This window comes from Brevibacillus fluminis, assembly GCF_003710825.1.
GTDB lineage: Bacteria > Bacillota > Bacilli > Brevibacillales > Brevibacillaceae > Brevibacillus_D > Brevibacillus_D fluminis.
On record NZ_RHHQ01000028.1, the window covers coordinates 25,946 to 46,976 of the forward strand.

Annotated in this window: 20 protein-coding genes; 13 read left to right on the top strand and 7 right to left on the bottom strand. The window is 52.3% G+C overall.

What is annotated here, in order from left to right; all coding sequences use genetic code 11:
* Positions 1-13: 13 nt before the first annotated feature.
* Positions 14-1,258, bottom strand: coding sequence for an MDR family MFS transporter (locus tag EDM56_RS28715; protein ID WP_122921365.1), 1,245 nt, complete (start codon positions 1,256-1,258; stop codon positions 14-16).
* Positions 1,259-1,325: 67 nt separating this feature from the next.
* Between EDM56_RS28715 and EDM56_RS28720 the strand changes: the two genes are divergently transcribed.
* Positions 1,326-3,203: an ABC transporter substrate-binding protein gene (locus EDM56_RS28720; RefSeq protein WP_246009579.1), complete on the top strand. Its 1,878-nt coding sequence runs from the start codon at positions 1,326-1,328 to the stop codon at positions 3,201-3,203.
* Between the two features lie 59 nt (positions 3,204-3,262).
* Here EDM56_RS28720 and EDM56_RS28725 read toward each other — a convergent pair whose 3' ends face one another.
* Positions 3,263-4,447, bottom strand: coding sequence for an MFS transporter (locus EDM56_RS28725; RefSeq protein ID WP_342772418.1), 1,185 nt, complete (start codon positions 4,445-4,447; stop codon positions 3,263-3,265).
* 165 nt (positions 4,448-4,612) lie between these two features.
* Here EDM56_RS28725 and EDM56_RS28730 point away from each other — a divergent pair, with 165 nt between their 5' ends.
* The 3 genes from EDM56_RS28730 (at position 4,613) to EDM56_RS28740 (ending at position 6,058) form a co-directional block, all read left to right on the top strand.
* The gene (locus EDM56_RS28730) at positions 4,613-4,969 is read left to right on the top strand and encodes a winged helix-turn-helix transcriptional regulator (RefSeq protein ID WP_122921367.1); all 357 of its coding nucleotides are present in this window, start codon (positions 4,613-4,615) and stop codon (positions 4,967-4,969) included.
* Positions 4,970-5,066: 97 nt separating this feature from the next.
* Positions 5,067-5,630, top strand: coding sequence for a TetR/AcrR family transcriptional regulator (locus EDM56_RS28735; protein ID WP_122921368.1), 564 nt, complete (start codon positions 5,067-5,069; stop codon positions 5,628-5,630).
* A 5-nt stretch (positions 5,631-5,635) separates the two neighbouring features.
* The gene (locus tag EDM56_RS28740) at positions 5,636-6,058 is read left to right on the top strand and encodes a DUF3995 domain-containing protein (RefSeq protein ID WP_183192632.1); all 423 of its coding nucleotides are present in this window, start codon (positions 5,636-5,638) and stop codon (positions 6,056-6,058) included.
* Between the two features lie 12 nt (positions 6,059-6,070).
* Here the strand turns inward: EDM56_RS28740 and EDM56_RS28745 are convergent, their stop codons facing one another.
* Positions 6,071-6,973, bottom strand: a complete 903-nt coding sequence (locus tag EDM56_RS28745; RefSeq protein WP_122921370.1) for a LysR family transcriptional regulator — start codon at positions 6,971-6,973, stop codon at positions 6,071-6,073.
* A 129-nt stretch (positions 6,974-7,102) separates the two neighbouring features.
* Between EDM56_RS28745 and EDM56_RS28750 the strand changes: the two genes are divergently transcribed.
* Positions 7,103-7,885, top strand: coding sequence for a SagB/ThcOx family dehydrogenase (locus EDM56_RS28750; protein ID WP_122921371.1), 783 nt, complete (start codon positions 7,103-7,105; stop codon positions 7,883-7,885).
* 133 nt (positions 7,886-8,018) lie between these two features.
* Positions 8,019-8,855 carry a VOC family protein gene (locus EDM56_RS28755; protein WP_122921372.1) on the top strand — a complete coding sequence of 279 codons (837 nt, stop codon included), beginning with the start codon at positions 8,019-8,021 and terminating at the stop codon, positions 8,853-8,855.
* 66 nt (positions 8,856-8,921) lie between these two features.
* Here EDM56_RS28755 and bcaP read toward each other — a convergent pair whose 3' ends face one another.
* Entirely contained in the window at positions 8,922-10,334 is a 1,413-nt protein-coding gene (gene bcaP, locus EDM56_RS28760; protein WP_122921373.1) for a branched-chain amino acid transporter BcaP, read from the bottom strand.
* Positions 10,335-10,565: 231 nt separating this feature from the next.
* Here bcaP and EDM56_RS28765 point away from each other — a divergent pair, with 231 nt between their 5' ends.
* Entirely contained in the window at positions 10,566-11,135 is a 570-nt protein-coding gene (locus EDM56_RS28765; protein ID WP_122921374.1) for a YdcF family protein, read from the top strand.
* A gap of 146 nt (positions 11,136-11,281) precedes the next feature.
* Here the strand turns inward: EDM56_RS28765 and EDM56_RS28770 are convergent, their stop codons facing one another.
* Entirely contained in the window at positions 11,282-14,032 is a 2,751-nt protein-coding gene (locus tag EDM56_RS28770; protein ID WP_183192633.1) for an AfsR/SARP family transcriptional regulator, read from the bottom strand.
* Positions 14,033-14,178: 146 nt separating this feature from the next.
* Between EDM56_RS28770 and EDM56_RS28775 the strand changes: the two genes are divergently transcribed.
* Positions 14,179-15,657, top strand: coding sequence for a methyl-accepting chemotaxis protein (locus tag EDM56_RS28775; RefSeq protein ID WP_183192634.1), 1,479 nt, complete (start codon positions 14,179-14,181; stop codon positions 15,655-15,657).
* A 12-nt stretch (positions 15,658-15,669) separates the two neighbouring features.
* Positions 15,670-16,170 carry a response regulator gene (locus EDM56_RS28780; RefSeq protein WP_122921377.1) on the top strand — a complete coding sequence of 167 codons (501 nt, stop codon included), beginning with the start codon at positions 15,670-15,672 and terminating at the stop codon, positions 16,168-16,170.
* Between the two features lie 56 nt (positions 16,171-16,226).
* Here EDM56_RS28780 and EDM56_RS28785 read toward each other — a convergent pair whose 3' ends face one another.
* Both EDM56_RS28785 and EDM56_RS28790 read right to left on the bottom strand, forming a co-directional pair.
* Positions 16,227-17,399, bottom strand: coding sequence for a PepSY-associated TM helix domain-containing protein (locus EDM56_RS28785; protein WP_122921378.1), 1,173 nt, complete (start codon positions 17,397-17,399; stop codon positions 16,227-16,229).
* 154 nt (positions 17,400-17,553) lie between these two features.
* Positions 17,554-18,663, bottom strand: coding sequence for a flavin monoamine oxidase family protein (locus EDM56_RS28790; protein WP_122921379.1), 1,110 nt, complete (start codon positions 18,661-18,663; stop codon positions 17,554-17,556).
* A 184-nt stretch (positions 18,664-18,847) separates the two neighbouring features.
* On the opposite strand from EDM56_RS28790, the gene EDM56_RS28795 reads away from it, so the two are divergent.
* The 4 genes from EDM56_RS28795 to EDM56_RS28810 all read left to right on the top strand — a co-directional run bounded on the left by EDM56_RS28795 (position 18,848) and on the right by EDM56_RS28810 (position 21,017).
* Positions 18,848-19,303 carry a GNAT family N-acetyltransferase gene (locus EDM56_RS28795; protein ID WP_246009580.1) on the top strand — a complete coding sequence of 152 codons (456 nt, stop codon included), beginning with the start codon at positions 18,848-18,850 and terminating at the stop codon, positions 19,301-19,303.
* An 82-nt stretch (positions 19,304-19,385) separates the two neighbouring features.
* Positions 19,386-19,898 (top strand): phage tail protein, encoded by a 513-nt coding sequence (locus EDM56_RS28800; RefSeq protein ID WP_122921380.1) that lies wholly within the window; start codon positions 19,386-19,388, stop codon positions 19,896-19,898.
* A gap of 42 nt (positions 19,899-19,940) precedes the next feature.
* Positions 19,941-20,465 (top strand): phage tail protein, encoded by a 525-nt coding sequence (locus EDM56_RS28805; protein WP_122921381.1) that lies wholly within the window; start codon positions 19,941-19,943, stop codon positions 20,463-20,465.
* A gap of 15 nt (positions 20,466-20,480) precedes the next feature.
* Positions 20,481-21,017 carry a phage tail protein gene (locus EDM56_RS28810; protein ID WP_122921382.1) on the top strand — a complete coding sequence of 179 codons (537 nt, stop codon included), beginning with the start codon at positions 20,481-20,483 and terminating at the stop codon, positions 21,015-21,017.
* Positions 21,018-21,031 lie beyond the last annotated feature (14 nt).

The following is a 21,031-nucleotide window of genomic DNA, read 5'->3' on the forward strand; positions in this document are numbered from 1 at the left end:
GGCTTTTTGGCATTTATTCCGCAGCAATGGGCTGCGCCGGACATGATTCTTTCCCTTGGCGCTTTTCCCATAAGTGCTGTCCGCGGTGAAAGAACGGAAAGGCGAGAAAGGCAAGCAGCATCAGCACCCCGAATATGACCGGTCCTTGCCCGAACCCGAACGCGTTGAGCAAAATGCCGCCGAGCCACGCCCCAGCGCTCTGGCCGATAAAGGCGAAGCCACTCGCGCCATAATACGCGCCGCGCAAGTGCTCAGGGGCGATTTCGCCGATCAGCACATCGCCGATGACAAAGCAGAGGATTTCGCCGATCGTAAACAACACCATCGAAAAAGCGAGCAAAACCATGTTGTCAAACATCCCGAATCCAAACAAGCCGATGCCGAACAAGAGACAGCCCGCTTTCAGCGAAGTTAACGAGGAGAAGCGTTTCATCAGTTTAGCCAGGGGGAATTGAAACACCAGCACGGACAAGGTGTTGACGATAAACAGAAATGAGTAAGCCTCGACGCGATCGTTGCCGATGTATTGCGACAGCGTCGTATCCAGATGCGAGTAGGCACCTGCGACAAACACATTGCCAAGCAGGAAATAGCGAAAGACTTTATCGGTGAAGACGGTTTTGACCATCTGCCGGATCGGAATGGTGGTCGTTTTTTCCCGGAGCTGCTGGCGATACGTCAGCATGAAACAAACGATGACCGCCACGTAGACGACAGAGATCGCGCTGCTGACCAAAAACGGCAAAAATGAGGCGGACCCTCCGGCACCTAGCTTCAAGCCTAAAAGCGGGCCGATCGCACCGCCGATATTAATCGCGAAATAGCGTGCATGGAAGGCGTTCGCGCGTCGTTCCGGCGGTGTGACATCCGTGAGCAGCGCTCGCGCTGCCGGCTCGAATATGCTGCGGCACAACCCGTTTATTGCACTTAGCACAAAAAACAGCCAGGTTTCGTCTGCGAGTGCGAATCCGGCGAAGGCAAGGCTCCAAACCGCCATTGAGCCGATCATGACCGGATATCGCCCCAGTCGATCGGACAGGCCGCCAAAGAAGCTGCTCAACGTCCCGACGAAGAAGCTGACAGCCAGTATCGCGCCGATTGTGGCGGGATCAATTCCTTTCACCTTTCCCAAATAAATACCCAGAAAAGGAATCGTCATGAAAAAGCCAGTGCGCGACAAAAACGTGCCGAGAATAACACCCCACGCGACCGGATGAAATTGAAAAAATTCGCGTAAACGTGCAAGATTTATGCTCATCAACGATCAACCTCCCTCAAGGGAACTATGGTTTCATTATAGCTATCCAAAAAGGGACAAAAAGTGTATGATTCGATTACAATTGTTCACCTTTTACGGGAAGGAAGGGGGAGTCGCTGTGCAGACGGTTTTGCATTTTTTGGAGCTGCATCACTGTTTGAGGCATCATGAGATCAACACGCCCATCAAGATAACGGTTGAGAAGCTTGCCGGAGTCTGGCACTGTACGCCCCGCTATGTGAAAGCGATGATTCGCAAGCTGTGCGAGCTGGGCTGGATCGAATGGCAGGCAGGAGTGGGCCGCGGCAATCATTCGGTACTGACGCTATGCATCGACTCCGACGGCATCCTTCAGGACGAGGTGAAGGAACGGATGGAGCGGGGCGATGTCAAAGATGCGATGGAGCTGATGAGCCGTTTCGGAGGGGCGAGCGTCAAGGAACATGTGATGAGCTGGCTATCGGAAGGGATGGGCTTTACCACCAAAACGGTCTCGGATCGACTGCAAGATACGTTGCGGCTCCCGGTGTACCGCACGATTTTGACCCTCGACCCCGCACAGCTTTATTACTCGTTTGATTCCCATATCGCCGCACAAATTTTTAATACCTTGGTCGAATATGACAAAGCGACGCGGACAATCACCCCGTGCCTCGCCCATGCCTGGGAGAGTCAGCAACAGGCCAGGGAGTGGATCTTTCATTTGCGCAAAGGCATCATGTTTCACCACGGCAGGGAGCTCACGGCCCGCGATGTTGTCTTTTCGCTCGATCGGTTTCGGCAAAATCCTGCTTTGTCGCAATCCGGGTGGCTGTTTCAAGGGATCGAAGAGCTTGAGGCGATCGACCATGTGACGGTGCGCATTCGGCTGCGTGAGTCCGATTATTTGTTTCTCCATGCGTTGAGCACGGTGTATGCCAGCATTCTCCCCGAGGAGGTTGTTCGGCAGCAGGCTGATGAGTTTGCCAGTAATCCGGTGGGGACAGGACCGTTTCGGCTGGTGCGATTCAACGAGGGGGTCTGCATTCTCGAAGCTTTTCCGCTTCACTTTCGGGGGAGGCCGCATCTCGACCGTGTGGAAATCCTCATTTTCCCCGACATGGAGGAAGGCTGCTTAAAAGAGCCGGATTGGACATCCGTCATGGCATCAGACGGCGATACAACCGGTCAGCAGCAGGAGCCTGATATAAGCGCGGAAACGGATTGGTGTGACATCGAGACGCTGTACTCTTGCTGCAGTTTGCTGGTTTTCAACCAGTGGAAAACCGGCCCGCAAAACCATCCTAAGTTCCGGCAGGCGCTCAATCTGATGCTGGATCGGCAGCAACTGGTTGCAGATTTGCGGTCAGACATGCGCATTCCCGCGAGTGGCTTCCATTCTCAATTGCCGAATCAGGTGGATCAGGCAAAGGCGAGTCCAGAGGAGATCAAAGCACTGCTTGAGGAGAGTGGGTACGGCGGAGAAATCGTGCACATGACCTCCAATTCATTTCATGAAGCGGAAGCCGCGTGGATCAAGGACCGATGCGCTTCGTACGGAGTGAATCTGGAGGTCGTCATTGAAAATATCATTCCCGGCGTGAACGACCAATCCGTGGAAATGCAGTTTGACTGTCGGCTGTTCGGCTACATTTTCAACCATGATGAAATCACGGAGCTGGAGCTGTACGTACAGCCGAATTATTTGCTGGCGGCATTTGATGAGTATTTTGCCGCTTTCGTCAAGGAGACGGTGCAAGCGATCAGGCGGGAACCGGATGCGAGCGAACGCCAGCGCAAGTTCGACATGCTGGAGGAGCAGATCAAGGAGTCGAACTCGATTCTGATTTTGCTCCATAAAAAGAGCAATACATGTTTCCATAAATCGGTTCGCGGGGTTACCTTGAACGCGTTCGGATGGTTGGATTTCTATAAGATTTGGTTTCAGCGGTATTCGAATGGTTGATAGATGAGAAAAGCCACGCAACGGTGGCTTTTTTTGCTGTGTGCCGATGTTTTCCCCGATCAACTCCTTGCTTGTGAGGCCAATGCCGCTTTTTTACGGATGGATACCGTCCCGACAGCCGCTGCAAAGCCAAGTGCCACTAACATTCCGGCCAGCCACGGATTATACAGCACGGTCGAGGTCTCATTCGCCAAGAGTCCGCCCATCCCCGCGCCAACCGCCAATCCTACATGCACGACGGAGGTGTTGATGCCGAGGAGGAGATTGGCTGACTGCGGGGCCAGCTGAATGTAAAACGTCTGAATCGCAGGTGCGGTCGCAAACATGGCAAACACCATAACGGCGATCAATGCGAGATCAATGGCGACAGAAGCGGTAAAGGCGGGGAGCAGCGAGACCGAGGCGGCATGAACAGCCAAACCGGCAAAAATCAAGCGGCTTGCCCCCCATTTATCGACCAGCGATCCGCCCAACCGGGAACCGATGACTCCAAAGACACCGAGCGCAAGAATCGTCATTCCGATTTCCGCTGTTTTCAAATGCAGAATCGTCTGCAAAAATGGAGTCAGATACGTATACATGATCGAGGTACCGGTCTCACGGAAAAAGGTGAGAAAGAGGCCGCCGATGATGATGGGATTGCCAAGCAGCCGGATTTGCTGGCGGAATGAAACGGGAGCATCCCCTTCAATGTCAGGCAAATAGCGAATCAAGGTGAACAAAATCAACAGGCTAAACAGCGCGAGGAGCAGAAAGATCGTCTGCCAGGAGAAAGATGCCGTAATCGCGATGCCGATCGGCACGCCGACAATCATGGCGCTGCTGAATCCAAGGATAACGGTCCCGATGGCGCTTCCGGTTTTTTCTGTGGGGACCAGTTTGGCCACAGAGCTAAAGGTAACGACGAGGAACACTCCTGAGCTCACGCCGAGAATGAGACGCGAAAGCAGCAAAAGCCAATAGTGCGCACTTGCAAAGGCGACGAGGCTTCCTGCGATGAACACGATCAGTGCCCCCGTGAGAACGCGTTTTTGCCCGATGCGGGAAGTAAGCGTGACGACGATCGGAGTGCCGATGGCGAACGCGAGCGAGTAAGAAGTGATCAGCTGGCCAGCAGCGCCGAGTGAAATGTGCAAGTCATCCGCAATAGCGGTGAGGATCCCGGCGATGATCAGCTCCGAGGTTGCCGTTAAAAAAACGCCAGTGGTCAGGAGGTAAATGAAAAGACGATTCACAATGGTCATCCCTTTCGAGTGGAGTGGCGGCCTCCCACGGTGGCGAACCGAGAGGACACCTGCTGTAATTTGGATTATAATAAAGCTGCTATATTTAAGTAAGAAGACAATTCATTTTGATATTATCCGTTTATTTTGACTAACTAACAAAAAGTAAGTAAAGGAGTGAAGAGGATGGAAAATGAAGTGGAATGGGAAAAAGACGGCGAGAACCACTCGAACATTTGCGAGGTGCTGCAAATACTTGGGGCTAAGTGGAGCTTCATGGTCATCGCTGAGCTGTCAAAAGGGCCGCAGCGATTCAAGCAGCTTCTCCGTAATGTCGCGATCGTCAAGACGCAATCGCTGACGGATACATTGCGCCATTTGGAGAAAACAGGCATCGTCCGCCGCGAAGTGTTTCCGACCGTGCCGGTGACGGTGGAGTATTCCTTGACGGACAAAGGCATGGATTTTCAGACAGCATTGCGCGAAATGGAAAAGTGGGCAGCAAGGTGGAAGGGAATCGAAAAAGCCAGTCAATCTTCTTGATGGAGATGGCTGGCTTTTTCTTTACAAAATATGGATACCTGTGTTATTTTCTGTACGTAAGCGTACAAAAGAATTAAGTAAGGGGAAAGGAACAAGCATGCCCAAAATTATTGCAACTGAAGAAGAATGGGTCCGGCTTGGCGTTGCGTACTTCTCGACAGGCGGGGAAGAAGCGCTCGTGATCGAAAAAATGGCCAAGCAGCTTGCCTGCAGCAAGAGCAGCTTTTACTGGTATTTCAAAAATCGGGAGAGCTTCATTGGGAAGATCATCGGCTACTGGCAGCGGCAGGCGACAGAGCTCGTGATTGAAAGCGTGGAGAACAACGCGAACGCCGAGCAAAAAATCCGCGCGCTGCTTGCGGCCATGTTCGCCGATAAGTCGGGAAACGACTTCATGTTTTACATCAGGCGATTGGGTCAGCGGGAAGCGGCTTATGGACGTGTTCTGCAAGCGATCGAGCAGAAGCGGATGGATTACATGGCGGCCTTGCTGCAGGCGAAAGGATACTGCGAACGCACTTCCCGCGAGAAGGCGGAGCTCATCTACCACTGCTATTTGGGCTGGCTGGAACGCAACAAATACACGGAGGTGACGGAGTTGGAGACGATGCAGCAAGTGGAGCTGATTTATGCGCAGCTTCTAAACGCGGAGAGGGGATGAACCGGATGACGCTGTTTTTCGCGTGGATCGTCAGCGGTCTGTTGACGGTGATTGGAATCATGCATGTGTATTGGTGTTTTGGCGGCAAGACCGGGACAAAGCAGGTGATCCCGACCAAGAACGGCCAACCGCTGTTCAAGCCGGGTAAAATCGGCACGGCGATCGTTGCGCTTTTGGCATGGGTTGGCGCGTTTTTGCTGCTTGTCCAGGCTCATGTGCTCGAGGTGGCCCTTCCAGCTTGGATTCCAACCTGGATTTGCTGGGCGATGGTGGTTGCGCTCTATATCCGGGTAATCGGCGACTTTCGCTTTATCGGCATTTCAAAACGATACAAGACCTCGCTTTTTGCCAAATACGATTCAATGATCTACGTCCCGCTGTGCTTCACGATGGCCAGCTTGGCTTTGATCGTCATGCTGCGCACATGAAAAATCGCCCGATCAGTCTGCGGTCGATCGGGCGACAGTCGCGTGGTTACTTTTCTCTTTGGCGGCAAATACGCTTTGCGCATGCAAAATAAATTCGGCGGTCATGGGGGAGACGGTCTGCAAATCGCGGACGGCCATGACCAGCTCTCGGGAGATTGCGGGGCGGAGCGGAATCGGGGCGACTTTTGGCAAACGATCCGGCATGTACAGCTCCGGCAAAATCGTCACGCCCACCCATTCCTGCACCATGGCGAGGATGGTGCCCGCATCGCGTACTTCAAAGGTGCTGACAGGGACGATCCCGTTCTCATGGAGCAGCTTTTTCATGCAATCATCTTTCAGCATGATGAAGCATTTGTCGGCAATCTGCTCGAAAGAAAGGGCAGCTTCCGTGCGAAGCGGATGATCGTCGGGAACGACAACCAACATTTCATCGCGGACGAGTGGAAAGACGTGCACGTCTTTTTCCGGATGGATCGTAAAGCCGACATCCACGACCGAACCGGCGAGCCAATGGTTCACCTCGGCATGCTCGCCCTCAAACAGGACGATCTCCACCTGCGGGTACCGTTTGCGGAAAGAGCCGATCAATCCGGGCAAGATCCGATTCGATACGCTATGAATGGAGCCGATGCGCAAGGTGCCTGTTTCGATACCTTGATAAGCGTCGGCTTCTTCCTTCATGCAGCTGGTGATGCGCAAAATTTCCCGCGCATGCTGCAGCATCCGCTCGCCGATGCTGGTGATGGCAATGCCGCTCCGACTCCGACTGAACAGTGTAATACCAAGCTCATCCTCCAGCGAGCGAATCATCTGGGAAACGGCCGATTGGGTGAATCCCAAAGCTTCCGCGGCCCTCGTGAAATTCCGCGTTTCCGCCACCGTAATAAACACATGCAGCTGGGTGTGTGTCATCCTTCCCCTCCTTGCATTAGTAAAAACTAATCAATAGTATCACGAAACGTCGTTTTACTGATTATATCACAGTTCGTATACTTGGTTCTGTCAACGGCTTCAAACCGTGAAAACAGGAGGAGAGAGAACATGCATCCGGATTGGCAAAAAATTTGCAACGATTATCTGCAGGCAACATCCTATGCGATCGGCGATTTGGAGGAGGGCTGGGCAGCCAAGTTTGACTTTTCCAAGCGCGTTCCGACTTATTTGCGGTACCCGGAGGCCAAGCTGCGCATTCCACTTGGCAAACCTGACTTTCCAGCATCACCTGATATGTGGGAGCTAGTACAAAACCGCCGGGTGCGACGCAACTTTCTCAATCAACCGCTCACGTTAAATGAGCTGAACATTTTGCTGTGGGGCACCCAGGGCATCACGGCTGACATGGGCGACTACCAGCTTCGCACGACTTCTTCGGCCGGAGCCTTGTATCCGATCGAAACGTATCTGTTCATCAACAATGTGGAGGGCGTGGAAAAAGGGCTGTACCATCTTGATGTTGAGGAATGGTGCCTGGAGGGGCTGAAGCTGGAGGATGTGTCCGAAATCGCGTATTTGTTTACGGAAAAACAGGAAATGGCTCGTCGGGCTGCCGTCAATTTTGTCTGGACAGCAGTCGTCGAACGGACGAGACAAAAATACAAGGAACGCGCGTATCGCTATATTTTGTGGGAGGCAGGCTATGTCGCGCAAAATCTCCATGTCGCGGCAAACGGCTTGGGACTTGGCGTCTGCTCGATCGGTCATTGGTTTGATAAAGAGATGAACGAGTATCTCGGAATCGATGGCAGTGAGCATCTCTCGGTTCAGATGGCTTCGGTAGGAAAAGTTGAAGGGATCGACTGGCTGCACGATCGCCGACCGTCGTAAAGAAGAGCTGCCCCGGTCCTATGAAACCAAAGCAACCAGCGAAGCTGCAAATCGATAGAGGGTTTTGGCTAGTAAAAAGGAAACTAGTAGGAAACCGGCGGCTTTGCTGCCCATCACTGATGGAGGTGGCTGAATGGGATTCACCTTTGATCATATCGTTCATCTTGTCAACGACCCGCTGCAAGCGGCGGCAGATTTGCGGGAGAAAGGGTTTCACGCAATTGAAGGCGGGCGTCATACCCATTGGGGGACGTACAATTCGCTTTGCTATTTCGATCTAAGTTACATTGAGTTTTTGGGCGTGTATGACCGGACGCTGACCGAGGCGGAACGCGAAAATCTGCTTGTCCATGATTGCGCCCTGCGTCTGCCTCAGCAGGAAGGATTCGTCCGCGTGGCAATCCGGACGGACGATATCGTCCAGACAGCCGACATGCTGCAAAAGCGCGGCCTCAACGTATCAGGCCCTTTTCCTGGTAGCCGCGTGCGCCCGGATGGCAAGCGGCTGTCGTGGTCGATGCTGTTTGTCAGTCACCACGAATCGTCGTTGCGCCTGCCTTTTTTCATCCAGTGGGGGGAAGGGGACGAGGAGCGGCGTGCTGATCTGACGGAGCGTGGGGCAATTGCCCCGCACGAGCTGGGACCGCTTGCGCTTGGCGCGGTCAAAATCGCCGTAGCTGAACTCGCTTCCCATGTACAGCAGTGGAGCGGTTGGTTTGGCTTGACTTGTGGCGAACCGTTCATCGACGAGAGCATGCAGGCGGTTTGCCAGACTGTGCACCTGCCGGGGGGAAACCTCTTGTTTTGTAGTCCGACTGGCAGTGGGTTGGTGGCAGATATCATCGCGGCGCAAGGGGAAGGTATTTTTGAGTTGGAGGTAGTCGGGGCCAATCAGGAAGGCGTACACGAACAATACGGCGCAACCTATCGTTGGCGCACAAGCGAAAATTCTCCAAATCGCAATTGGTAGATTCAGCGTGTAAGATGAAAAAAGAAGGACCGACAGCGAGATGCTGACGGTCCTTCTTTACAACGATTATTGGTCAAGCTTGACGTTTTGATTCGCCCGCAGATGGCTGTGGCGGGAGCTGTACGCAAAGTAGATCACGATGCCGATCACCAGCCAGACAAAAAAGCCAACCCACGTGAATGCCGGGAGATTCAAAATCAGATAACCGCAGAACAGCACGGACAAAATCGGCAGCAGCGGCACCAGTGGTACGCGGAAGGAGCGCGGCAAGTCCGGATTTGTTTTGCGCAGCACCACCACGCCGATCGAAACGACGATAAAGGCGAACAGTGTACCGATGTTAGTCAGGTTCGCCAGCTTGTCTAGCGGAACAAAGCCACTGAACAGGGCAACGAAAATCCCGACCGTAATCGTGCTGTGCATCGGTGTCTTTGTTTTGCTGTTGACGCGTGCAAAGCGTGAAGGCAGCAAACCGTCACGGCTGATCGCAAAGAACAAACGAGTTTGACCAAACATCATGACGAGCAGTACGGTGGTAATCCCGCAGATCGCGCCAAGTGAAATCAAACCGGCTGCCCAGTCTTGATGAACAAAGGAGAGGGCAAAAGCGACCGGATTCGATACGCTCAAATGCGTGTAAGGGACAATTCCGGTCAAGACCAGAGAAACCGCAATATACAGGATGGTGCAAATCGCCAGAGAAGAAATGATTCCGATCGGCATGTCGCGCTGCGGATTCTTCACTTCCTCTGCAGCAGTAGACACGGCATCGAAACCGATGAAAGCGAAAAAGACGGTGGCAGCGCCGGTAACGACACCGGAGAAGCCGAATGGCATGAACGGAGTCCAGTTGGACGGCTTGACGTACCAAACGCCGACAGCCAGGAAAAGCAGAACGACAATAATTTTGATGATAACCATTATATTATTGAAGCGCGTTGACTCACGAATCCCTTTGGACAGCAAGATCGTCATAACGAAAACGATCAGCACAGCAGGCAAGTCGACGAACGTTCCTTTTGCCGCATCGTAGGCGCCAGTCAAAGCGACGGGCAAGTGGATGCCGAATCCGGCCAAAAGCCCTTGCGCGTAACCGGACCACCCGCTCGCAACCGCTGCGGAGGCAAGCCCATACTCTAGAATCAAATCCCAGCCTAGAATCCACGCAAAGATTTCGCCAAAAGCAGCATAGCTGTACGTATATGCGCTACCCGACACCGGAACGGTAGAAGCGAACTCGGCGTAGCAAAGCGCTGCGAAAACGCATGCAAGAGCAGCGAGGATGAAGGAAATGACCAATGCAGGTCCGGCATGCTCAGCAGCCGCAACACCGGTGAGAACAAAGATCCCGGTTCCCACGATCGCCCCGATCCCCAGCATGGTCAAATCAAATGCACCCATGCTTTTACGTAAGGAGGTATCGTGGTTGGTAGCCTGCGCCAACATCGTCTCAATAGACTTTTTTCTGAAAAAACTCATATTTTTTGACAACCCCCAATGATGTCTCTCATAGTGATACGTTTGCCATTATAGCGCGAATGAAAAAGAAAATTAACAAACAATTTTTAACTGTGTGTAAAAAAGTTTAGTTATCGGCAAATGTATTTTTATTAAAAACGTTGAGAGTATATTGAACGTAAGTATCGCATTGCTCCAATAGAGTAAAAAAATAGTAGAATACGTAATAAACGCCACTGGTAGGAGAGTGCAATGAAACGTTTGATGAAACGAATTATATTGGGATTGCTGCTGTGGTTTTCTCTCCATCTGGTCATCATCACGATCGACGGCTTGCTTGATAAGAAGCAGGTAGCTGACGTGGGCGTCGTTTTAGGAAACAAAGTGGAGACGGACGGCAGACCGTCGGATCGATTGCGATCCCGCTTGGAAAAAGCAGTAGAGCTGTACAAGGAAGGATACTTCGCGCGCGTGATTGTTAGTGGAGGAGTCGGGGTGGAGGGGTTTGATGAGGCGAAGGTCATGAAGCAGTATTTGGTGCAGAAAGGCTTGCCGGAGGAGGCCATCATTGTGGACAGCCAGGGATTGAATACGTTCATGACGGCACAGAACACGCACGCCATCATGAAAGACTTGCATCTCCAATCTGCCACGGTGATTACCCAGTTCTATCATATCAGTCGTACGAAGCTTGCCTTTCATCAGGCAGGAATCGATCCGGTTTATTCCGCGCATGCCGACTATTTCGAATGGAGAGACTTGTACTCACTGTTCCGCGAGTTTTTTGCCTATTATAAGTACTTGCTTTTCCAAACCCCATAACGCACACATCCCGCCTCGCCTTAATGGAAGAGCTGAAGTCGTATCCGTTCGGCGCGGTCTGCAGGTAGTCTTCATCATTCAATCAAAAACGGCAGGCAACAAGCTAGGTCATCGTTCTAGCGTGTTGCCTGCCATTATTTTTTCTTTCATCCGCTATGCTCCCGAAAGATCGCTTCTACCTTAGCTTTGGCCGCGAGTGACCAATCTTCGCCAAGGTTTTTTTCCAGCTTACGTGCAGCGCTCCGCGCATTTTTGACGAACCCTGCGTGCAGCAGCAGGGAGATATAGCGATAGTGAATCTGCTCCGCATACGGATCGCACGCCAGCATTCGCTCAAAATAATCGATACCCGCGGTAAACTGCATCTGCTTCCAGTGGTGCTCGGCTAGTTCCAGCAGGACTTGCAGGTAGCTGTGCTTGAGCCGTTCGCGCGCGGGTTCGATAAACGATTCGTATGGAAATTCGGCGAGCAGATCGCCGTGGTACAAGGCCGCTGCCTGCTGCAGCTTTTGTAGACGCTCTTCACCGGTCGCCCCGTGCTGTGTGATCAGCTGGGAAAAGCGAGCCAGGTCAAGGTCGATCTCCTCCATATTCAAATAATAGGAGTCCTTGGCCTGCAGGATATACCGTGATTCTCTGCCCGATTGCGAGTTCGGCTCCAGCGCTTTTCGCAGTGTCGAGAGCGACACGAAAAAGCGGTTTTTTTTCGATTGGTAATCACCGTCCGTGAACAGCTCCTCCAGCAGGAGATCCTGGGGAACCTTTTTGCCGTAATGGATGAGCAAATATTGAAACAGCCGCAAGCTTGCTTTCCGCTGTAACGAAATTGGTTTGTCTCCGAGCTTCATCTGGAAGCTGCCAAGGACGTGCACGGTAAGGGCGTCGCTCGCTATCACTCCCGCTCCCGGCAGAAATGGCTCAGCAGGTCGTTCGGCTTTTCGCCTAAGCGCGGTGATCTCTGCCAGATGGTCGGCCGTGATTTGCTGAAAGTGGCCGTAATTGCGGAAATGTGCAGCTGCTTTTTGCATGCAAGCTTCCGCTTCGGGGTAATCGGCTTCCGCCAGATGGGTGAGGCCGAGCTCCATTAGCGCCCAGCCCAAATCAGTGTCGAGGCTTGATTTCTGCGCCTGCTCCAAGCCTTGCATCATCCATGCACGGGCGTGCTCGTAGTTTCCTTGCAGCCGGTATAATTTGCCGATGGAGATCAACGGGTAGACCCGTGCGCCTACATCCTCGTATTCCTCCGAAAACCGCACCATTTCTTCCAAGAGGCGTTCGGCTTTGTCAAATTCCTGTTGTTCCAAAAACAGCTCGGCCATCACCCAAAACGTGTGCGTCAAATTGTTGAAGGCCCCGTATTCTTCCGAGTTGGTCAGCGCCAGTCGCGCATACTTCAGGCCATGGGCGAAATCGCCGGTGAACCGGCAGCACTGTGCCAAACAGGAGTAATTGAGAGACACCAGGTCCTGGTCATGCAGCTTCTCGCTGCCATCCAGCGAATCGCGAAAATGCCGCTTTGCTTTCTCCATCTCTCCGCTGTAAAACAAGATCAGTCCAAGACGGTTTTGCAAATAGGTCAGCGGGGCGGACAGGCTGCCTTGTGAAAGCGCCGTGATGCTATCCTCGAGTGGCCCGATGAACGTACGCAAGATGGGGATCGGGATGCAGCGGCAAAAAAAGAGATTGAACGTGACGGTTGGAAATGTCGGGCAGAGCGTATCGATCGAGCCGTTAAGGAGCAGTAAAAATCGCTCCGGGGTATACAGCTCGGTCATTTTCCGTAAAAGCTGTGCCGCGAGCGCGAAACATCGGCCGGAGATATAGTGGGAAAATGCATGAAAATACTGATTCTTCTTCTCATACACTTGCGCCACTTGAGCGTGAAGGTCGCAGACGGCCTTTTTCCCGTATTGCTTGAGCAGCCTCTCATAGAGATAGGCACGGACGATGGGATAGAACTGGTAGGTTCCCGCCGGTGTTTTATAGACGAACAGATGGTCTTTCAAAAGCGTGCCGATGATCGGGCCGGTATTGGCGCTCTCGATGTAGTGGAGCAGCACCTCGGGGTCAAGCTCCTGCAGCAGACTTGCCTTGAGCAAAAATTCCTGCGTGGCATTCGGGAGTGAACGGATGACTTCTCCACCGACATATTCAAACACTTCTTCGGGCGGAGAGATTCCGCGCCAAAGCTGTTTGCGTTCCTCGTAGCTTTTTTCGCGAATCACTTCATGGATCAACGGCAGCAAGACAGCCCACCCGCTTGTTTTTTGCAGAAGCAGATCGAGCTCGTGCTCCATTAGGCTCATGCCGCACACCGTTGTGAAATAGGCACCGACCTCTTCGCGGGAAAACGCAAGTTGATCCATCGAGATTTCCAGCAGCCGGTTTTGCACTTTCAATTTCAAAAGGGGAAGAGAGGGCCGGACTCTGCTGCTGATCATGATTGTGACGTGTGGAGAGGAGAAGCGAATCAGCTTCATGATGATATCTTTGATTTCGTCGCACGAATCGATGAAATGGTAGTCATCGAGCACGATCGCCAGGGGAGAAGCCCACGACGCAAGCGCCTTTAGTAGATCATCGAGCATCGCGTCCGGACGGTCATTCGTCGGCTGAGTTGCAATCTCGGCATGAGCTGCAACCTTCTGCAATCCTGCCAAAACGTATTGGAGAAAAGGCCCGGACTCATTGTCTTCAGATGTGAGCTGATACCACAAGGTGGGCAATTCTTTTGTGCGGACATAGCTGGCGAGCAGCGTTGTTTTGCCGTATCCGCTACCGCCAGTGATACAGATCAGCGAGCGCCCCAACGAACGATCGAGCTGCGCGAACAGGCTGTCCCGATTCAGGACAGGCGGTAATTCAGGGATGTTCAGTTTGGATTCCAGGATGTTCATCGCTTGAGGGTCACCACGCATCATGAAGAAGGATTGTAGTGTCATTATAGCGTGTAAGAAAATGGTCTGAAAGTGTAAGGATGCTGTAAACCGCGCGAAATACAATAGAAATTGATTCGATACCCACCATCCGAGAGGAGATGCACATGAAGCATACGTTGTATGAAAGAAACAAGCTTTTGTTGACGCTGTATGCTGCCACCGTTTTGTCAGGGATCGTCGGCAATTATTTCTCAGGTTTGGAAGCGTCGCTCAATCTGCTGGTTGCCTCGATCGGTGGCGGCACGATCCTGCTTTTGGCCCTGCTGGTGTTCAAAAGGTGGCTTGTTTCCCAGACCAAATACATTTTCGCGCTCGCGCTGGGCGCGCTGACTTATTTGGTGGGCATCACGCACCCGGAGCCTTCTGCCCACACCATGATTTATTACAGTTTGGCCTTATTGTCCCTTTATCTGGATTCACGTCTTATCATCGTGTCAGGCTTGATCAATCTCGGTTTGGTGAACGTCGACTATGTGACGCTTCCGGGAATGTTCCAGCCGCATGATCCGAAAGAGCTGTTCATTTACAATGAAATGCTGGTGCTCGTCATCGTGCTTTTGCTCGTGCAAAACAAGATCGGCGAAAGGCTTCGGAAAGAGTCGGAGCAATCGGCGGACAATGCCCAAGCGGCCAAGCGACAGACCGAGAGTGTTCTGCAAAATGTGAATCTTACGGCGGCTGAGCTTGACCAGTTCCGCGGTGCCTTGAAGCAAAATGTCACGACGACGGGACACATTTCCAAGGAGCTTTTCCAAGCGTTCCAGGAAATCGCCGCCGGGATTGAGGCGCAATCGAACAATGTCAATGAGGTGCGCGATTCGATTGAAGCGATCGATGAAGGGATCCAGGTCGTCTCCCAGGCTTCCGAAAATACCAAACGGCTCTCGCAAAGCACCGCGAACATGACGGTGGAAGGGAGCCAGCATGTCGCGACTCTGTCCCAACAAATGACTAAGGTGGATGTGCTGGTACATGAAACCGTTTTGCTCATGAATGAGCTACGCGAGAAAAACCGCTCGATCAATGATATTTTGCAAACGATCACCACCATCAGCCAGCAAACCAATCTGCTGGCTTTAAACGCCGCAATTGAATCAGCGCGCGCAGGTGTGCATGGCAAAAGCTTTGCCGTCGTCGCGGAAGAAATCCGCAGTCTGGCGGATCATTCGCGGAAGTCGACGAAGGAAATCACAAACATATTGGAAGAAATCCAGGTCAAAACCAACATCGTCTCAGACAAAATCATCGACGGGCAATCGGAAATCCGCGAAGGACTGCAGGTTGCGACGAAGACGGAATCGATTTTCGGGCTGATCTCGGAGACAACGGAAAGCGTCCGGAAGCAAAGCGTGGAAGTAGAAGAGCTGGTAAAAACCATTCAAGGCAACTCCCACGCGATTCTAAAAGACATCACTTCTGTGGCGGGTATTACGGAAGAGGCTGCGGCATCGGTGGAAGAGGTCGTCGCCAGCGCCGAGGAGCAGCAGAAGCAAATCGACGAGATTGTGACGCAATTCCGCGTGCTGGAGCGGCTGATGGTGAATTTGTCCGCATTGGTGAAGGAGGGGCAACCGGGTCAATAGGAAGCAAGGGAGATGATGGTGTCCATGGAACGTTCGGTATCTCGCGCACGCTCTTATCTTGTTTCCGCGGTGCGCTACAAGGAGATTGCTTGTCTGGAAACGGTCATAGTGCTGGTCGTAAGCGATCAAAAACTTTTCATCGATGGAATGCGCGCCTTGTTGCAAAGAGAGACAGACATCATCATGAAACAAGCTTCCTATGAGCAGCTGTTGCAACGAAGTCTGGATCTGGAAGAGAACGAGCCCAGTGTCGTTTTGTTCGACGGCGCAGGTTGTGAGGATACGAATGTGCTAGAAGCGGTGATGCAGCGGTGGCAGCAGGCGAAAATCATTGTCCTCTCACCGTTTCTTGCGCTCAGCTACCGCAGGCTCTCGGTGAAAATGCGAGGGGTGGTCGTCACGTCGCTGCGGCCGAGCAGTGTCGCTCAAACGATTCGTCTGGTGATCAGCGGAAATTGGTTTTTGCCGTTGCAGGTTGTACAGCGATCGGTAGACGAGCCTGTTCCGCAATGAAAAAAGCCTCCGTCATGTCACGAGCGTTTCGGTGACAGAGGGGGGCTTTGCGCGTGTTATTGAGCTTGCGGCAGACTTTCAGGCTGCGCTGTTTTGCGAGCGGCAGGTGAAGCTGCGCTTTTCTTTTTCTTGGCCTGCTTAAGACGCATCATGACCAGGCCGGTAACCATCAGCAAAGTCGGAACGAGTCCGCCGATAGCGTATAGAATTTGCGTTACAAGTCCTCCAATTCGTCCGGTGTGCAGTGGGAAGAGCCATGTTTGGTAGATGGAAGCAAAGCTCGTATCTTTCACGGAGTCGGTGATAGCGAGCACCTTTCCGCTATACGGTTCGACCCATGCCCGTGCGTTACCGATACTGGAAGCGGAAGGATCGTACTGATGAGAAAGGCGGAACTCGATGACGCCTTCTTTTTTGCCTTCTTCGGCCTTTTTCGGCATCCGGATTTGGGTGATCGTCGCGTCAGGCATTTCTTTTTTGATCGACGCAATCATGTCGTCGAGCGGTATGTAGCCGGCAGGGAGTGGTTTGGCGACGAGAACCTTGTCAGACGGCGATGTACTCGTCTTCAGATTGAAGGCGCCCAAAATGTCTTTGCCAAACGGGAATAGGAAGCCAGTCAGCGAGACAACCAGCAGAAACGGTACCCAAGAGATACCGAAGACGCGGTGCAAGTCAAAATGACGCACGTATTGATTGGTCGTACGGCGGATGACGAAGCCGCGCACCCAGTTTTTGAGGCCCGGGAACCAGATGAACATGCCGGTCAGTAAAATAAGAAAGAAGAAAATGGCGATAATCCCGACAATCGTTCTCCCGTTGTAATCTTTCAGCAGTAGGTTTTCATGGAAATCAGACAGCCAACCGGTCAGCGTATCAGCGGACGATTGAGTCCCGAGGATGTTGCTTGTGCCAGGATCGACGTAGACCATCAGCGATTTCTTGTCAGCTTTGATGGAAAACGTGTAGATGCCTTCCGAGCTCATTTCGTTTGGACTGTAGATGCGCGAGATTTCCGCCTTCGGATAGGCAGCAAGCACGCTTTGCAAGGCAGCCTGATAGGAAACGGCAGGGCCTGGCGTCGCCTTGTACAAATCGGCGTTCAGCATCCGGTTAATCTCGTCTTTAAACACAAGTGCGCTGCCGCTCAAAGCGATCAAGCAAATGAATGTGCCGGCAATGAGGCTCAGCCATAGGTGAAGCTTCCCCATCGTCTTTTTGAGTTTCATGATTTTTAATTACCCCCATTAACGATTTTGATAATCATTATCATTGATAATAATTATCGATCTCAATATTATGGGCTCACTTGCACTTTGTCAATCATGATTGCTGAGAAAAACAAAAAGCCCCTCATCCCAAATGGGACGAAAGGGGCTTTCGTTATGCCAGACTCATGATTTTTTCTGCTTCACGCACGCCTGACAGATAGGCGCCGTGGACGCTCGCATAGTCCGCTCGGTTGGTGGCTTCCCCCGCAAAGAAGAGGCGATTCGCCACCGTTTCCGCAACGATATCCATGTCATCCGGCGTCGAGGCACCGGTGTATGCCGTGTAGGAGCCGCGAGAATAAGGATCGGATGCCCAGCGAGTGATTTTTGCGTCTATGGGTTGAGGGATTTGTGCCCCGTATTGCTTGCGGAGCGACTGCATCGCGTGGTCAACGATCTGTTGATCGGTCCATGCTTCGATCTCATCGCCTGGAGCGGACGAGTAAGAGCCAAGCAGAACCGGCTGCTTCGTATATTTGTACAAGCTCAGAAACTCGCTGAGATGCTGAGCAGAGCTGTCCAGGGAGATGGCGCTTTGCGATTGGTCCCAAAAAACATGCGGGAAGCGCAGGTAGACTTTATTGAGGTTGCCTGCATCCAATCGGCTGATCGCTTGCTGCTTTCGCTCCGGCAACTCGGGATGAAAGGCAACTTGGCCGCTTTGCAGAACACCGAGAGGAAGCGTGACGACAGCGTGTTGTGCCTGATAAATGCCATTGTGTGTACCGATGGCGACGCCTCTATCGTTGTAATGGATTTGATAGACAACCTGGTTGAGGTGGATGTCCAAACCTTTGGCGATGTCCGCGTACACTTGTTCAAAACCGGAGAGGGTGCTTGCTCCGTCTGTATGCAGCATCTCATATTTTTGCGCCAAAAAGCGAATCGGACTGCGGTAATCGATTCCGTGTATCCATGATGCGCCCAGTTCGAGAGGGACACCGAGATCATGGTTTGTCCAGATGCGGCCGCCGATTCGGTCGCGTGCCTCCAAGACGACGACTTTATGTCCTGCTGCCTGCAGCGCGTGCGCCGCTGCCAAACCGGCAATGCCAGCGCCGATCACGATGACATCCGTCCGATTGACAGGAGTTGGGGTGGTGGCAGCTTGGGCGTGACCGGTACCGATGAGCGTATCCGTCACATCTCCCCAGAGCAAACCTGTTAACGTAGCAAACATACTCGTTTTCAGGAATGAGCGTCTACTAACTTTTTGGAACATTTTGTAAACTCCTTTCGAATGGAACGTCAAGTGATCGTTCAATAAACCTACAATATGTTATACCATATTTTTCTGAAGTGACGATATACCCCATTTGGATGATTGACGTATTACGGCAGACTCTCTAAACTAGCAATACATACCAGTACGCATGTATTGCATGTCCAATTGAGAAGGGATCGAAATGATACATACAAAACCTGTCAGCCAAGCGGATGAAGCCTTTCTGTACCAACTTTATGAGGGGTCACGCGCCGAGGAATTGGCAGCGTGGGGAATGGATGAAGCGACTCGCGACATGTTTTTGCGCATGCAGTGGAATGCGCAGCGGCAATCGTACGAGCAGCAATTCCCAGGTGCCGATCATCAGATCGTTTTGGAAGACGATAACAAAATTGGGAAAATTACGACTTATCGAAACGAACAACAGATTCGGCTGGTTGATCTCATCATTTTGCCGGCCTTTCAAAAAAGGGGGATTGGAACGCGATTGCTGCAAGAGCTGCAACAGGAGGCAATGCGGGAGGACAAGCCCCTGTTTTTGAGCGTGCTGCAAATCAATCCGGCCAAACGGCTCTATGAAAGGCTTGGCTTTGTCGTCACGGGCGGGGATGAGGTCTATGCCTGGATGGTGTGGTAGGGGGTAAGCGGATTTCTAGCAGCGAATGAAAGTAGATTTCGAGACATGATGTTGACATTCTAGCAAACGGAGGGGAAAAAAGATGAGTCAACCGTATGTTGGTGAAATTCGCATGTTTGGGGGGAATTTTGCTCCTGTTGATTGGATGATGTGCGAAGGGCAGCTTCTGCCGATTTCGCAGTACCAGACGTTATACAGCCTGATTGGAACCACGTATGGTGGGGATGGGCAAAGCACGTTCGCCCTGCCTGACTTGCGGGGGAGAGTGCCGATTCATAGTGGTAATGGCGCCGGCGGCAACTATACGCTCGGGGAAACTGGAGGAGTAGAAACCGTTACGCTGACGGTAAACCAGATTCCGGCGCACACGCATATGCCGATCGCCTCGACGAAAGCCGGGCAAAATACGCCAGCCGGCAGCTTATGGGCGACACTGCCGCTCTCTGCCTACCAAACGGATACAACGAATCTGCAACCAATGAACACGTCAGCGATCGATCCGGTGGGGGGCAGCCAGCCACATGAGAATATGATGCCGTATCTTTCGGTTAATTTCATTATCTCGCTTTACGGGGTGTACCCGAGTAGTACCTGATCGAGCAATTGGTTCGATGACTAACAGAAAGGAGTGAATCAAATGGGAGAACCTTTTATAGGCGAGATTCGCATGTTTTCTTCAAATGTTGTGCAAAAAGGCTGGGCTTTGTGCAACGGCCAGCTACTGTCAATCAACCAGAATCAGGCGCTGTTTTCTCTCTTAGGCACCACTTATGGAGGAAATGGGATGACCACGTTTGCCTTACCGGATCTACGCGGACGGGTACCCATGCATTGGGGATCGGGAAGCGCTGGGCAGATCATCTTGGGCGAAGCGGGGGGAGAGGTAGCTCACACGCTTACCACGCAAGAAATGCCGGTTCATACTCACCAAGTGAAGGCATCATCTGCTTCCGCGAATGGAATAACGCCTTCGAACAATGTCTGGGCCGCTCAGGAAAATTGCTACAGCCCCGCTACGAATCCGTTGCCGTATCCACTTGCACAAATGCATTCAGCTGCCGTTTCGACCGTTGGGGGGAGTCAAGCCCATCTCAACATGCAGCCGTTTTTGACGATCAATTTTATCATCGCCTTGCAAGGCGCTTTTCCAAGTCGTCCTTAAGGAGGAGTCAGTCTAATGGATCCATTTATCGGTGAAATTCGCATCTTTGGAGGAAGCTTTGCTCCGACTGGCTGGGCGTTCTGCAATGGACAACTGATGTCCATTGCACAAAATACCGCGCTATTTTCCCTTCTCGGGACCATGTATGGTGGCGATGGGAGAACGACATTCGCTTTGCCGAACTTGATAGGACGAGCTCCGATTCATCATGGGCAAGGCCCGGGATTGAGTGACTATACGCAAGGGGAACAAGGCGGGACGAGAACGGTTACGCTGACAAGCACACAGATGCCTGCGCATACCCATATCGCGAATGGATCTGGACAGATCGGGAACACCAACAATCCGCAGGGGGCGGTGTGGGCACAACCGCCGGTACAGGGGAAATTCAACAAGACGCAAACGCCGTTGTACGCTTCTTCCAGCAATGCGCAGATGAATTATTCGGCGCTGCCGACCGTAGGAGGAAGCCAACCGCACAACAACATGCAGCCGTATTTGGGCCTTTCCTTCATCATTGCCACACAGGGGATTTTTCCGTCGAGAGGGTAGCGATTTTACCGATG